The organism is Vibrio sp. R10-SG-ISO4, assembly GCF_059834135.1.
Genome location: NZ_JCBDHJ010000017.1, coordinates 248,064 through 261,632 on the forward strand (window position 1 = coordinate 248,064; position 13,569 = coordinate 261,632).

General features: G+C 47.7%; 12 protein-coding genes. 3 read left to right on the plus strand and 9 right to left on the minus strand.

Annotated elements, in window-relative coordinates; all coding sequences use genetic code 11:
- Positions 1-297: 297 nt before the first annotated feature.
- The 3 genes from AC6R03_RS11790 to AC6R03_RS11800 form a co-directional block, all read right to left on the minus strand.
- Positions 298-1,995 (minus strand): SgrR family transcriptional regulator, encoded by a 1,698-nt coding sequence (locus AC6R03_RS11790; RefSeq protein WP_500631292.1) that lies wholly within the window; start codon positions 1,993-1,995, stop codon positions 298-300.
- A gap of 92 nt (positions 1,996-2,087) precedes the next feature.
- Positions 2,088-2,318 (minus strand): DUF3389 family protein, encoded by a 231-nt coding sequence (locus tag AC6R03_RS11795; RefSeq protein WP_487901547.1) that lies wholly within the window; start codon positions 2,316-2,318, stop codon positions 2,088-2,090.
- On the minus strand, positions 2,308-2,751 hold the full coding sequence (locus tag AC6R03_RS11800) for a hotdog fold thioesterase (protein WP_500631293.1): 444 nt from the start codon (positions 2,749-2,751) through the stop codon (positions 2,308-2,310). The genes AC6R03_RS11795 and AC6R03_RS11800 overlap by 11 nt, the downstream gene beginning before the upstream one ends.
- 147 nt (positions 2,752-2,898) lie before the next feature.
- Between AC6R03_RS11800 and AC6R03_RS11805 the strand changes: the two genes are divergently transcribed.
- Positions 2,899-3,687, plus strand: coding sequence for a M48 family metallopeptidase (locus AC6R03_RS11805; protein WP_487901506.1), 789 nt, complete (start codon positions 2,899-2,901; stop codon positions 3,685-3,687).
- A 97-nt stretch (positions 3,688-3,784) separates the two neighbouring features.
- Here AC6R03_RS11805 and AC6R03_RS11810 read toward each other — a convergent pair whose 3' ends face one another.
- Positions 3,785-4,867, minus strand: coding sequence for a site-2 protease family protein (locus AC6R03_RS11810; protein WP_500631294.1), 1,083 nt, complete (start codon positions 4,865-4,867; stop codon positions 3,785-3,787).
- 193 nt (positions 4,868-5,060) lie between these two features.
- Here AC6R03_RS11810 and AC6R03_RS11815 point away from each other — a divergent pair, with 193 nt between their 5' ends.
- A complete protein-coding gene (locus AC6R03_RS11815) occupies positions 5,061-5,618 on the plus strand; it encodes a PhnA domain-containing protein (RefSeq protein ID WP_334551864.1) in 558 nt (185 codons plus the stop codon).
- Positions 5,619-5,681: 63 nt separating this feature from the next.
- Here the strand turns inward: AC6R03_RS11815 and AC6R03_RS11820 are convergent, their stop codons facing one another.
- Both AC6R03_RS11820 and AC6R03_RS11825 read right to left on the minus strand, forming a co-directional pair.
- Positions 5,682-5,873: a hypothetical protein gene (locus tag AC6R03_RS11820; protein WP_500631295.1), complete on the minus strand. Its 192-nt coding sequence runs from the start codon at positions 5,871-5,873 to the stop codon at positions 5,682-5,684.
- 716 nt (positions 5,874-6,589) lie between these two features.
- Positions 6,590-8,311: a bifunctional metallophosphatase/5'-nucleotidase gene (locus AC6R03_RS11825; protein WP_500631296.1), complete on the minus strand. Its 1,722-nt coding sequence runs from the start codon at positions 8,309-8,311 to the stop codon at positions 6,590-6,592.
- Between the two features lie 219 nt (positions 8,312-8,530).
- Between AC6R03_RS11825 and AC6R03_RS11830 the strand changes: the two genes are divergently transcribed.
- Positions 8,531-10,165, plus strand: a complete 1,635-nt coding sequence (locus tag AC6R03_RS11830) for an ATP-dependent endonuclease (protein WP_500631297.1) — start codon at positions 8,531-8,533, stop codon at positions 10,163-10,165.
- Between the two features lie 132 nt (positions 10,166-10,297).
- On the opposite strand, the gene AC6R03_RS11835 is transcribed toward AC6R03_RS11830, so the two are convergent.
- The 3 genes from AC6R03_RS11835 to AC6R03_RS11845 all read right to left on the minus strand — a co-directional run bounded on the left by AC6R03_RS11835 (position 10,298) and on the right by AC6R03_RS11845 (position 13,121).
- Entirely contained in the window at positions 10,298-10,795 is a 498-nt protein-coding gene (locus tag AC6R03_RS11835; RefSeq protein ID WP_500631298.1) for a DUF1097 domain-containing protein, read from the minus strand.
- Between the two features lie 223 nt (positions 10,796-11,018).
- Positions 11,019-12,548, minus strand: a complete 1,530-nt coding sequence (locus tag AC6R03_RS11840) for a hypothetical protein (protein WP_500631299.1) — start codon at positions 12,546-12,548, stop codon at positions 11,019-11,021.
- Positions 12,549-12,572: 24 nt separating this feature from the next.
- Complete coding sequence (locus tag AC6R03_RS11845; RefSeq protein ID WP_500631300.1) at positions 12,573-13,121, minus strand: CBS domain-containing protein; 549 nt, start codon at positions 13,119-13,121, stop codon at positions 12,573-12,575.
- Between the last annotated feature and the right edge of the window lie 448 nt (positions 13,122-13,569).

The window sequence follows — 13,569 nt, forward strand, 5'->3', positions numbered from 1 at the left end:
TTGAGCTAGCCATCTCTTTCTTAACCATAAGCGCAGCAGCGACGATGAAAGCGACGATTAAACCTAGTTCCATTATGAACCTCGTTGACTTGTTGAAAATACCGAATTTAAACTTCGGTAATTCTAACAGTTTACGTTGTCGTGCAAAGTCCAAATGTTCACTTTTTTGTCAGTTTTATCGACTCAGTTCAAAAAAGCTGCGCTATGATTTACTTTTGACACATAAATCCGTCTTATCTTTGAGATAACACATGCCTTTATTACAAATAATTAACATTGAGCAGTGAGTGCTTGAGACTATAGCTGTCCGAGTTCTGGTTTCACCCACACTGAACTAAAATCAAACCAACCCAACGCGTTACACTGCGCATTTTGCAATGAACCGCATTGATCTTTACTCACTCCCAACCAACAGTGGAACATCGGAATCAACTGCATTCTTTCCACAAGAGACTGCCCTAGCGCTTTAGCGGGAAAAGGCCTGTTTTGATCACTTTGCCAATCCATCACAAGTTTCTGCCAATATTGAAAGTCATCTGACTGGCTCATCGCTTCAATATCGCTGTAGCTGAGCAACCAAGCAGCCAATGCATCATCACGATTGTTAGTGATGCCCATCGCTTTAACCCAGATATCCACATCGGCGAGATCAGGTGTCTCGTGCTCATAACGAATGAGGCGAACTGATACCTTGTCTTGTTTGAGAACACGCTCTATACACTTAACCAAAGTCGGAAACATCGGGTGTTGCGATTGGTAGGCAACCGTCACCTCTCGCTCAGACGAGGGAGCCTCGACAACGTCGGTTTTTATGTGGTGATACCAACCTGGCTTGAGTCCATGTGCCGGCAGAGCGCCCAACTCGACTAATTTCTCATCAGGAATTTGTTTAAATAAATTGAGCGTGGCTAGGCGGTCATGGAAATAGCTTGCCCATTGTGACTCTTTAGCCAGTCCCGTTTTACGATTGAAGAGCAAAAAGGTACAACCCGGGTCTAGCTCGACATTATCTGTGACACGCTCAATACCAGTCGCAATTGGCTGCGAAAGGCTCGGAAAAATCATTGAAGAGAGCGCTCGCTCAATCACCCATACTTCCACTCGATCGAGTAAAGGTCGGTAGCCAAAATACCCATCGTGCGCTTGAAGTACCAGACGTTTGGCATCATTTTGAACCACTTTGAACGGTCCTGTACCAATGGGAAACGCGTCATAATCGTCTTGTTGGTCTCGCTCTGGCAAGGTGATCTTCGCACTTGACTCTGCTAACAGAACAGGCAAATGGTAATCTGGCCTAGAAAGGTATACATCAATAGTGTTAGCGTAACGACACTCAACGCATTCGATATGAGAAAAGAGCGTGTTTTGGCTCAATCGGCGTAGGACGGACAAAATGTGATCAGTAGTGAGCAACTCTCCGTTGTGAAAGCGTACCCCGCTGCGAATGTAAAAGCGCCAGTGCTGCGGTGTCACCGACTCCCAATTGTGCGCAATATCCGGCTCGATACGCTCTTGATCGCCAATTTTGGTTAAACCGCTGAATATCTGCGTGATAATGTGTAGCTCTGAGCGGCGTACTCGTTTGGCGGGGTTGAGAGTGGATAAGGGGCGATAGTAGGGTAAGCGAATCACCTGCTCACCTTGCTGGTGGACCACGCCTAAGTAGCTTTCAATCACTTGAGCTAACTTAGCGGTATCTTGATCGAGCGCTTTGAGCGCTTGGCTGATTTTGCCCTCATCTAAATATCGGCGGGCTAGGGTTTCGCTGACGTCACTGCGGCTACGTTTGAACACCAACTGGGAGAGCTTGCCGCGCCCCGGTGCTGGGTGCCACTCAAGCCATCCCTCTTCTTCCATTTTATTCAGCACGATTCGCGCATTTCGCCGTGTGCAGAATAAGATCTCTGTGATCTCTTCTAGTTGGACACCACAATCTTTGCCTTGGTAGTGCTCAAATAAAGTTTCGAACTGGACGCGTAATCTTGGGCTACTCATAAAGGGGAAATTCGTTGGTTTTGGATTCCAAACTAGTTTCCTCATTTATGAGCTCACATGCAAGTTTTGATATCCCACCCCAATACCGAGTTCTATGATATTGCGATACCTAATTGCTCGGCAACTTGAGTTAATTGATGGGCGTTATCGAGCGAGATTGACCAGCTAGCTTCAGACGCTCTTACCGCAATCACGTTACCGCCACCATAGAGCATGACGGCGTCCGCTTGGGCTTGTAACGTGACTCTACCCGGCCCTGCTAACTTAATCACCACTTCATTGGGTGTCGCGATGATTTTCCCTAAACTGAACTCAATGAGCATGAGCTTTCGTTCCACGATGTTTCTTAACCGCGATGGTCAAGCGACTGGTGCACACCAGTCGTTGCCTTTCGTCGGTGATATCAATTTGCCACACTTGTGTAGAAACGCCTAAATGCACGGGTCTGGCTGTACCGATGACATGCCCTTCCCGCATCGCGCGAACGTGGTTGGCGTTAATATCAAGTCCAACACAATAGCTTTCGTTATCAACACAGAAGTTTGCGGCCAGTGAACCGAGTGTTTCTGCGAGCACCACTGAAGCGCCGCCATGAAGCATACCGAGTGGTTGGTGGGTAAAATGACACACGGGCATGGTGGCCGTTAGGGAGTCATCACCAAAATCGGTATAGACGATATTGAGATGCTCAATCAGAGTGTTTTTTGAGGTTTGATTGAGTTTTTTCAGATCGATCTCTTTTTTCCATATTTTCATTCTGTGATCCGTCGTAATAAAAAGCGTTGTCGCGCGGTTGGTGCGTAGGAAACAGAGTCGCGTTGTAGCATAATGAAGCGGAATAACTCAAGCGTCATTACTCACAATGCCGACGCTGGCACATTCGTTACCTAGATGGAGAACGTCATGCACATCACTTATAAGCGCGGCTTGTCGCTATCCTTAATCGCTGCAAGCCTCGCGTTGTCCGCCTGTAGCTCATCGCCGACGGGGCGATCACAGCTGATTTTATTTTCCGATCAAGATATGAGCTCGTTGGGTGCCCAGTCATTTGAACAGATGAAAAGCGAACAGCCGATCAGTACCGATGCCAAAACGAATGCGTACGTGCAGTGCGTTGCCAAAACCATTACGGCTCATGTGCCCAAGCAAGCGGGATTTGACGAGTGGGAAGTGGTGGTATTCGACAGTGACCAAGTCAACGCCTTCGCGCTCCCCGGAGGAAAAATTGGCGTGTACACCGGGTTATTAAACGTCGCGGTCAATCAAGATCAGCTAGCAACGGTGATTGGCCATGAAATTGCGCACGTACTCGCCGATCACAGTAACGAGCGCTTGTCTCAATCTCAAATTGCCAATGCAGGCTTACAAATCACCAACATCGCGTTGGGCAGTTCAGAGTATCGCGACATGACGATGGCGGCACTTGGTGTTGGCGTTCAATATGGCGTGCTGTTGCCCTACGGGCGAACACAAGAATCCGAGGCGGATATCGTTGGGTTAGAATTGATGGCCAAAGCCGGTTTTGACCCTAAGCAAAGCGTCGCGCTGTGGCAAAATATGGCGAAAGCCTCCGGGGGCAATACGCCGCCTGAGCTACTCTCGACCCACCCCTCTCACAGTACGCGTATCGACGATCTCAGCGCGAAAATGAAAACGCTGCCAGCGAGCAGCGTAAGCAAACCACAGTGCTGAGTGTGCATACTCTACACAATGACCAACGGGAGCATGCTCCCGTTGTTTCTACCTAGTTCATGCTGTAAGCGTGATAGCGCGGTACGTATCGGGTCAATTAGGTGCCCAATATCAATAGAGGTAGGCGTAGCAACTCATCGCCCGTATTAGCAAAGAAGGCAATAATCGCGACCAACCCCGCTACCAAGCCCACATACCATATGGATGAAACAATTTGTCCATATCGGTCGAGCGGTAATAAATGGCTCGCATGGCGGCCACGCCACTCCAATACGATCTCAAGCATGCCCATGATGAGCAAGAAGCCAAACAAGGTCAGACCGAGCGAATAGCTGAGCAAGACCCCTGCCCCAGCTGCCGCACTGCACAGTACGATGCCAGCGACGCTGTTCATTGAGAAGCTGATGCTTTTTAGAATATGGCCACCGTCGAGAGGCAAAATAGGCAGCAAATTAAACAAATTCAGCAGTGCATTAAACACCGCCAACCCCGCAAAGAAGGCTTCCCCTGTGAGCAAATAGGCTAACGTCAACAGTAATGAAAGGATGAAGCCAAACATTGGCCCCATGATTGAGATCACCACGTCTTGCCAGCGAGTGTTGATCTTTTCGTCGCTGAGAGCGAGTCCGCCGAGAAACGGCACTAAATAGATGCCTTTGGTTTTCATACCAAAGTACTTCATTGCTTTGACGTGCCCATATTCATGAAAGATTAAGCAAGCTAGTAGTGCTAAGGCAAACTGAAACGAGAACAGCCATGAATAGGCCGCTAAACTGGCTGACGCCAGTACAACCTTAATCAGTTTGGCGCTTTTTAGTGCTTTCATACCTAAAGAGACTAAGCCGATCAGGCTAAATCGTCTTTCTGCCTTTGGTGGTCGCGTCGGCTGCTGACGTTCAATGTCTTTTTCCGTGCGTGTGGTGGTTGAATAGAGTTGATCGTTGAGCATCACTCTCACCTCGAGCGAAAACGGCTGCCAATGTAACGTCAAATCCACTTTGCAGGCCAAGCGCTCATCCCCTTTGAGTAACTCAAATTGGTGGCTTGATTCGTGTCCGCGCTCGCCATTGGCATCGAGTTGTGACACTAAGTGGTTGTCCCAATAGATCTGTTGCCAGCCTGCCATAGAGGCTTCGCCCCGCAGCGGCTTGCCTAGAAAGTCGATAGAAAAGAGTTCCAAGAGGGTTCCTTTGGTTAGGTATGCGCACAATTCACCCGCGAATTATGCCGACTTGAATACGTTAGGTAAAGCTTGTGTGTGACGCTGTCACTCAATATATATCAATTGAACGATCGTTCATGCCCTTTATTTTTACCCGATAGTGTGCATAATAAGCCGCCTAGATTAAACACCCATCAAATGTGAGTCCTTTATGTCTTCAGAAGCTACTATGCTAGAACGTTGTGAATCTAAGTGTGAATTGTGCGCCAGTGACGCACCACTGACCGCTTATGCAGTGCCGCCTCACAGCCACGTGACCGTTGATCATGCGATTATGGTTTGCGACAAGTGTCTATCAGAAATTGATGAGCCAAAAGACATTAACCACTGGCGCTGCCTCAATGACAGCATGTGGAGTCAAGTTCCACCTGTGCAAGTGACAGCTTGGCGTCAGTTAACGCGCCTCAACAGCGAGAGCTGGGCACAAGATGCGCTAGACATGATGTACATGGAAGAAGATCAGAAAACGTGGGCGATGCAAGGTATGTCTGCTGATGACAAACCTCTTGATTGCAATGGCGTTGAGCTAAAGAAAGGTGACGACGTAACGGTAATCAAAGACCTTCCCGTAAAAGGCACCAACCAAGTCATTAAGCAAGGTACGGTTATCCGTGGTATTAGCATTGGTGACGATCCTAAGCTTGTTTCTGGTAAAGCAAACGGCGGTCAGTCGATGTACGTGATTGCTGAATTTACTCGTAAGAAGTAATGAGCCGTTAATACGAAAACGCCAGCTCGACGTGAGCTGGCGTTTTCGTATTAACGTTTGGTGTTAACGGTAGAGACCGATATCCTTTTGCATGTGACCTGACAGCTGATCCGCATAATACGCGCGTGGCTGGCTGGTGTCGGTAAATAGAATATCGAGTAAGTGAGCAATCAATCCTTTGAAAGAAACCGCGTAGGTTTTTTTGTCCATAGAGATAGTTGGGTTTAGTGTGCCCATTTGCATTGCTTGTGCCATGATTGCCTCTCTATAAATCTGTACGTCTCGTTGGGCTAATAATAGACAAACTTATGTTGGCCAAAAAATGACAAAATTTCCCTATTCAAATTAGATTTTCTAATAAAACGAGTCGTTAACAAAACAAAAAACGGATTATGCGTCAAACGGTTTAAAAAGTGCGTAGAGTTCTCGTTAATGTGCATAGTTTTTCTACAGACATTTCTTCTCTCTTGCGCCGTTTACAAAACTTTTACACCTGGTCGTGCATAATTTTCGTCATTAACTTGTTGATATCCATCTTGTCGTCGTCTCGTTGCTACTGATGTGGCGTTTTTACTGTTTTGATCGCTGTGTGAGCGCTCGGTAGCGTCATTTACCACCAGATTGATAGAAATTTGCAGGTAAGAACCATAAATTATCGAATTGTTTGGCTTAAAGCCATAACAATTGCTAATGTTTATTTTCCGCAGCGTTGGTATGAGGAATCCTCAAAAATGAAAAGAGCGCACGGTGAATGTACGCTCTTATATGTTTAATGGGATCATCACGTCGGTGAGCATCACTGTTAAATCGTGCCCATTGGTACGAAATACACCAATGCCGACCAAACGCTTATCCAACTGATCACCACGACGACATCAATCCAGTCTTTACGCCACATAATGTCTTACCTTTGAGTACGCTTATCGTAAACCGTTTCGGTCTCTCTGCTGACATTAATGGCTTAGCATACTCTATGCCAATTTGGATTTTGACGTCCCTACGTGCTGGGCATTGAGGGTGTCGGGGCAGTCTTGGAGCATTTCGATAAAGCAATCGGCCATCGACATAGGCGTCACCACACCCTCGCCAGCCATGTTCAAGATGGCGTCGTAGCCTTCTTTCCCTTTCATGGTGTAAGCCGATGATGTGCCGACATAGGTTTGATTTTGTTCAACTTTCACCCATTGGTTGCCTGAGCTTCTCACCTCTAGCCGAGTGATGCGTTCACCGATGGGTGACGATTCATTGTAAGTAAAGCGCAAGTTGTACGTGTATGGGTAAGAGCCATCCCCCGTCCCTTCAACTCCATTGCTGAGCGCGTTGTTGATGGCGCCTTCTATCACGCGATAAAGATGCTGCCCCTCAATTTCATATACGCCAATAGGAACGGCAAAGGGCAAAAGTTTGCCAGCAATGTCTGCCACACTCACTTGGCCAATATTGAGTGAGTTTCTCACTCCTCCGGCATTGTGAATGGCAAAATCCACTGTCATACCGCGCTTGCGCATCGAATGGACAAAAGAGCGCGCGACGAGAGGCGCGAGTTCGCTCGGCCCTTGCGTATCAGGGATCCTCACATGGCGAAGATAGCGACCCGCATCCGCAATGTAGGTATTTTGTAGGCTGCGGACATGACAGCTGTATTGGCGCTCTAAAAGTTGATAGACCGTGGGATCTTTTTTGCAGACCACCGCTTGAGGATACGCATCAATAAAATGTCTCGCGGCTTGATAACGGCTTTCTGTATGCGCCTGACTTCGCGAAGCATCAATAAACAGTTGTCGGCCTAGTAATAGCTCATTTTTTCCGTTAAATGCGAACACCTGGCCCTGGTCATCAAACTCAATGTCACAATGGCCCATGCTCAGTGCGTGATAGCCTGCTTGCACAACATAGGTATTGTTGACCTTCACTCCGTATTCATCGTCTTTAGCGAGTCCGAGCGCCGAGAAGTCGCCTTGCAGGCGATGGCTGTGACCGCCAATCACCAAGCCAATCCCATCGACATGATTGGCGATATCCAAGTCTGCGTCGTAGCCCATATGGCTAAGCAAAATAATATTGCGGATCCCCGCTTGATGGATGGCAGCCACGGTGGCCCGCGCGGTTTCAATGGTGGAGACAAACGGCGTATCAACATCTGGATTAGAGATGTCTTCCATCTTATCCAACGCTAGGGAGAAAATCGCCACTTTGCTCTGCCCGACGGTTCTCTCTATCCAACCAGCCGTACGTGTTGGGGATTGATAGGCGATAACCTTAGGATTATCGGATAAACGCGTGGGTTTGTCTTGGCGCTCTTGGCTCAGATCCCAGTTGCCTGCAAGCAGTGGAAACTCGATTCGCTGGGCAAACTGCGCGACGGGTAAGTTGCCCATATCAAGCTCATGATTGCCCAACGCCATGGCATCTATGCCTAGCGCATTGAGCATGGTGGCGTTTGCTTCCCCTTTAAACAGCGAAAAGTAAAGTGTGCCTTGAAAGCAGTCTCCTGCATGGAGAAACAGGAAGGCATCACCGGCCTGCTGCGCCTCGTCTCTCAGCTGTTTGGTGCGAGTGGCGATGCGAGCAAAGCCACCGGCGCTGACGTAAGGTGTGAGTGTGTCACCATCCACGTTCAATGTGAGCTGTAACGAGGAGGGTTCAAAATAGGAATGGGTATCGTTAATGTGCGCTATACGTAATTTTGTCATGTTATAGTTTTTATCTGTCTTCTTTACTCTCTTTTCCAGTCATCCTAACGCAATCGGTATGACAGATTCATTATAATTCACACTTTTATTAAACATGCCATTTGATATACATCGCTCAGTGTGACTTGTGCATAATTGCCTGGTTGTGAGGTAAATATCTGCTAAACCACACTTTTTCGATTATGCTTAAACTGTCTATAGCCAAAACGGAGTGACTCTATGAGATTAGAGCGAATCGAAATTTCTGGCTTTCGCGGTATCCGCCGCTTATCTATCGCATTTGATGAACTCACCACGCTGATTGGCGAAAACACCTGGGGTAAATCGTCACTGCTCGACGCAATGAGCGTTGCCTTGCCGTCTGAAGGGACACCGTATCAATTTGAAATGACGGACTTTCATGTTGATTACTCCATTGCTCATCCGCAAACCCAACACTTACAAATCGTGCTCAGCCTCATCGCAACGGATAAAAATGAAGTTCGCTCCGGGCGCTATCGCAAAATCAGGCCGATCTGGATCACCGACGAGGAAGGTGTACAAAGGATAATTTACCGTTTAAGTGCTTCACGCGACGGGCATTCCATCTCAACCCGCTATGCTTTTCTCAACGATCAAGGGGATCCTTTGCCGTTACACCACTCAGAGAAGCTCGCTCAGGAGTTGATGTCACTTCACCCCGTGATTCGGTTAAAAGACTCCCGCCGATTTGAACGTCCTTTCACTAACGGTAACGGCGTCAGTGAACGATCAGAGAAACGCATTGATAACACTTGCCGCCGTTTGATGGCCATCCCTGGTCATGTCAACAAAGGCGAAATGCGCAGTAGCCTCAACTCGATGAATGTGTTGGTCGATCACTATTTCTCCTTTAAATCCAGTAATCGTAAGAATCCGCGGAAGCAGCGTGACGGCATCTTCTTTAACGCTCCAAGCAGCAACAAGAGCATTACGCAGGTCGTCGCGGAAACGCACAACAAGCAGACGCGTTTACTGTTTATGACACTCCTCAACGCCTATTTACAGGCTAAAGGGCCAAACAAACTTCGTCGCTGCGCACGTCCTTTGCTGATCATTGAAGATCCCGAAGGTCGCTTACACCCCACCCACTTAGCTCGTGCGTGGGGGCTTTTGCAGTTGCTTCCTATGCAAAAGATTCTCACCACCAACAGTGGAGAGTTGCTTGGTCAAGTGCCAATGCGCAGCCTGAGACGTCTAGTGCGTCAATCCGATAAAACCATCACCTACTACTTACCAGAACAACGTTTTAGCCGCGATGAGCTTCGACGGATTGGTTTCCACATTCGCTTTCACCGCTCTGGAGCGCTGTTTGCGCGTTGTTGGTTGTTGGTGGAGGGAGAAACGGAAGTATGGCTGTTTAATGAGCTGGCCAATCAATGCGGCTATAACCTCGCCGCAGAGGGCGTGCAAATCATCGAGTTTGCGCAATCGGGGCTGAAATCTCTGATCAAAGTCGCTAAAGCCTTTGGTATCGATTGGCATGTGGTGACCGATGGCGATGCAGCTGGCAAAAAGTACGCGGCGGCGGTAAAAGCGCAATTGGGGCATGATCAGCAAAGACATCGTCTCACCGAGCTGCCCGATCGAGACATCGAACACTATCTTTACAACAACGGTTTTGAATCCTTCTTCAAGGAAAAAATCAAGGTGCCTTTGGATCATCCTATTCCCGCGAAAAAGGTGGTCGCGAGGGTACTGAAGAAATACGCCAAACCCGATTTGGCACTCGCACTGGTCCACCATTGTGAAGAGCAAGGCGTCGAGTGCATTCCAATACTGCTTAGATGGACATTAAAGCGTGTGATTACCATGGCGAACGGCAACACGCCCTAAGGTTATAAATCGGGATGACCAACAAACGAAAAAACGGCAAATCATAAAGAGATGCCGTTGTATCAAAAGGCTCACTCATTCAGGTTGAGAGTGCGAAGAAGATACTCAATCGGGGGAAGCAGAAATAACGCACTACTGGCTCACGGTTTGGCCGCTTCTCGTTGACGCGGATTTGCTATTGGATTGAGACTTTTGTTGCAACCATAGGCCAGACGCTTTCATCGCATAGCCAAACACGCCGCCCAACATCAGGGATGGAACAACCAGTTGCCAATTACCACTTGCGGCAAACGTCGCGCACGAACCGATGAATGTACCAGGGATATAAGCCAACCACGACTGTTTCGCTTGAATACACATGAAAAAAGCGACAATCGCAGTAATGACATATCCAAGTATCTCTAGCGAAGCAAACTGACTAGCGTGAATGATCACCATTGCCCAAAACACACCGCTTAAGTTGGTGACTAGGCTTTGTGCTAAGCCTTTTAAGCCTGAAGTCGGAGAAGCAAAGTAACTGGTGCAGCCTAGAAATCCTGCCCAGGTCAGCAAACCGAGTGAGATGGCAATCCAGCCCCACAGGCCGGAAAGTAAGCCAGTGGTCAGCGATATCGCGAGTAATGTCGTCATAATGCCTCACAGAGAAAATCGGTAGCGTTGGAAATTGCCGCCATCATATCGCTATGCTCAGCCTTGTTAAGTTACATTGATCACATTATTACGCAACGAAATTTCACGTGTTACATTAATTAGTGACGCAATCGATATTTAAACAGATTTAGTAAACAGAAAGCAAAAATGGCCAAACGTAACGCTTGGCCATTTTTTGTATCGACAAATGACGTGGGGGGGGCTAGATCAACATAGTCGAGTAAACCACACCAGCAAGTCCCAAGGTGGCTAACACGCCAACCACTTTTTCTGTCATCACGCCCTCACGTTCCGCCGCTTTGCCGAACATACCGAAGACGAGTGGATGGACTAAGAAAGTCATCGCGAAAGTGAAGGTGATCAAGCTGGCCGCTGCACTACCAAACATGCCCTCTTGCACCGCAGCGAATAGACCAAAGTGAGATAAGCCTGAAGACGCTGCCATTGATGCATGTTCCAACGACATTCCCGCCAAACTCAGAAGGGTAAAGCTGCCGAAGACCGCTATAATTTGCCAACCTAGGGAAAATAGCATCAACCCTTTCACCTCTTTTGCCTCGCTACCATCGGCATTGCGTAGATTTTTCAGTGCAAGGAAAACAAAGGCTCCCCCGACTAAAATCAGCGGCAATGTCCATTGTACGAGCAGTGCACCACTCTCAGCACTCGCCGCAAGAATCGTAAACACAAAGATATGACCTGCAAACGGAATGTTGATCATGATAGGCGCTCTTGATGCCGCAGTGCGACCGAAATCCCCTGCTGTACATGCCCCTGTTAGCCCTGAGTGAGACAAGCCACCTGCCATACCCGGTGCCAAGTTTCTGAGATGATTGGCGCGACCAACAAAGATCAACAGCGCTAATCCACCAAACATCCAGAACACTTGTCCTGCAAAACCGTAAACGATCACGCTCGATAGACCCGGAATTGCGAACGCTTCAAGCATGTGCGAACCGCCGACCAAGAAGCTTCCGGCCAATACAAGTGGGATACCAGCGAACAGCAGTGAGTTCATGGTTGGACCTAACTTCCACTTTGGTAGCATAGCACCAAGGCCCGATGATAAAATCATCGCAAAGAAAATCTGAGGTAGACCGATGTAGGCTTGCACGATATTAGACAGCATCAACGAAAACTTCAGTACCAGTACAATCGCCACGGCTTCCACCACCCCCTTGCGAATGTAAGACTGTTTACAGGCGAAAATCGCTTTGCTATCCACTAGGATGAACGCGATCGCTAGGCTGATGTAAGCCAGCAGCAAGTAAGAATCGCCCAATTGGTAATGGCTCGCGCGTCCAGACAGCAGCGCGTCCGCCATATCGATACCGAGCAATAATAGAAACGCACGCACAATAAACATGAACTGAGTGGTGTTCGTTCCCAGCACCATCTCTTTGTTCGATGGCGTGAAATAACTGTCGTCCGACATATCGTGGTTTGACAACAGACGCTTAATCTCTTGTCCTCCAACGAAGAAAGAGGCAATCAAAGCGATGACCGTGGTTTGACTCATCATCACGACCACAGGAAAATCGGTTAATCCCGGCTGAGCCATACCACTTTGAACCAACAAGGATCCAAGGCCTAAACCAAACACGACGATCACCAATAGTGAAGAGTACTTGGTACCCGCAACAATTGTGCGCGCCACCAGTACCATGATCGAAAGCGCGACAAACGCCAACACGTAATGATTAAACGCCGCTAGATGGGAAAACTGTTCCATTATAACTCCAACTATAAACTCGAATTAAGCGACACTGGTGTCTGCTTTAGGGGTGCTGACAGGCGATGTCGCCGTTGGCGCTTCTTTAAACAAGGTACGCAGTGCACGCAGCACTTCTGTGCGTGAAACCACACCCACGTACTTGCCATCATTAAGAACTGGCAGAATTTGTGGGCGATTCACCTTGATGCTTTTGACGCGCTCTTCCAGAGAGAGGGTGCTCAAACGCGTCGCAATACCCATCGCGGTTGTTGGATAAATCTGGTCTTTATCAAGCGCGAGAAACTCCATCACATCAGTGAGGCGCTCTTCAAAGCCAATCGTGACCACATCGGTTTTCATCAATTGACCAATCGTTACTTGAGTGTCGGGGATGTAATCCTGACACCACATTTCAGTCATTACGTCATGTGCAGAAAAGAAGCCAACTAACTTACCCTGCTCATCGCAAACAGCGGCACCGTTGGTGTTGTGTTGTAAAAACTGGTCGATCGCCGCGTAAAGAGGCGTATCTTGACGTAATACTGGTGCGTTCGAATTGACAATGTCGCTTACGGTTAACAATGCACTCATAACATTCTCCTAAAAAATAGCGGTCGGCATCCCATGCCAATCCAACAAAAATTCAATAACTCAGCAGCCCATACCTCACTGCTGGACGCCATGTTACAAAGTGCAATAGTATTAGTAAATTTGATTTTATTTATTTTTAGATTCAATTTTATTGATATGAAATAAAATTTAGGCTTTTCGTTATAGCAAGAGAAGGGTTATCAATCGGATTGATAGGGTGTTTCAGACTGACGAAGCCACAACGATCATCAATGGGAGATTGATCTCGAAGCGCTGGGCTAACACTCTGATAGTATAGTATTCAAGAGCTGAAACACTGACTATGACAGAGCAGGAATAAATTGAAAAATTGATTTATTTTCATTTCTGAATCAGATTTTCTGATATACAATCTTAGCCAATTTTGAGCGACTACGCCTCAATTATGCTTTGCCTGAATAGAAACAAA

Coding starts and splice junctions, on each gene's coding strand:
- AC6R03_RS11790 (WP_500631292.1), bottom strand. CDS start 1,995: ATGAGTAGCCCAAGATTACGCGTCCAGTTCGAAACTTTATTTGAGCAC.
- AC6R03_RS11795 (WP_487901547.1), bottom strand. CDS start 2,318: ATGCTCATTGAGTTCAGTTTAGGGAAAATCATCGCGACACCCAATGAA.
- AC6R03_RS11800 (WP_500631293.1), bottom strand. CDS start 2,751: ATGAAAATATGGAAAAAAGAGATCGATCTGAAAAAACTCAATCAAACC.
- AC6R03_RS11805 (WP_487901506.1), top strand. CDS start 2,899: ATGCACATCACTTATAAGCGCGGCTTGTCGCTATCCTTAATCGCTGCA.
- AC6R03_RS11815 (WP_334551864.1), top strand. CDS start 5,061: ATGTCTTCAGAAGCTACTATGCTAGAACGTTGTGAATCTAAGTGTGAA.
- AC6R03_RS11820 (WP_500631295.1), bottom strand. CDS start 5,873: ATGGCACAAGCAATGCAAATGGGCACACTAAACCCAACTATCTCTATG.
- AC6R03_RS11825 (WP_500631296.1), bottom strand. CDS start 8,311: ATGACAAAATTACGTATAGCGCACATTAACGATACCCATTCCTATTTT.
- AC6R03_RS11830 (WP_500631297.1), top strand. CDS start 8,531: ATGAGATTAGAGCGAATCGAAATTTCTGGCTTTCGCGGTATCCGCCGC.
- AC6R03_RS11835 (WP_500631298.1), bottom strand. CDS start 10,795: ATGACGACATTACTCGCGATATCGCTGACCACTGGCTTACTTTCCGGC.
- AC6R03_RS11840 (WP_500631299.1), bottom strand. CDS start 12,548: ATGGAACAGTTTTCCCATCTAGCGGCGTTTAATCATTACGTGTTGGCG.
- AC6R03_RS11845 (WP_500631300.1), bottom strand. CDS start 13,121: ATGAGTGCATTGTTAACCGTAAGCGACATTGTCAATTCGAACGCACCA.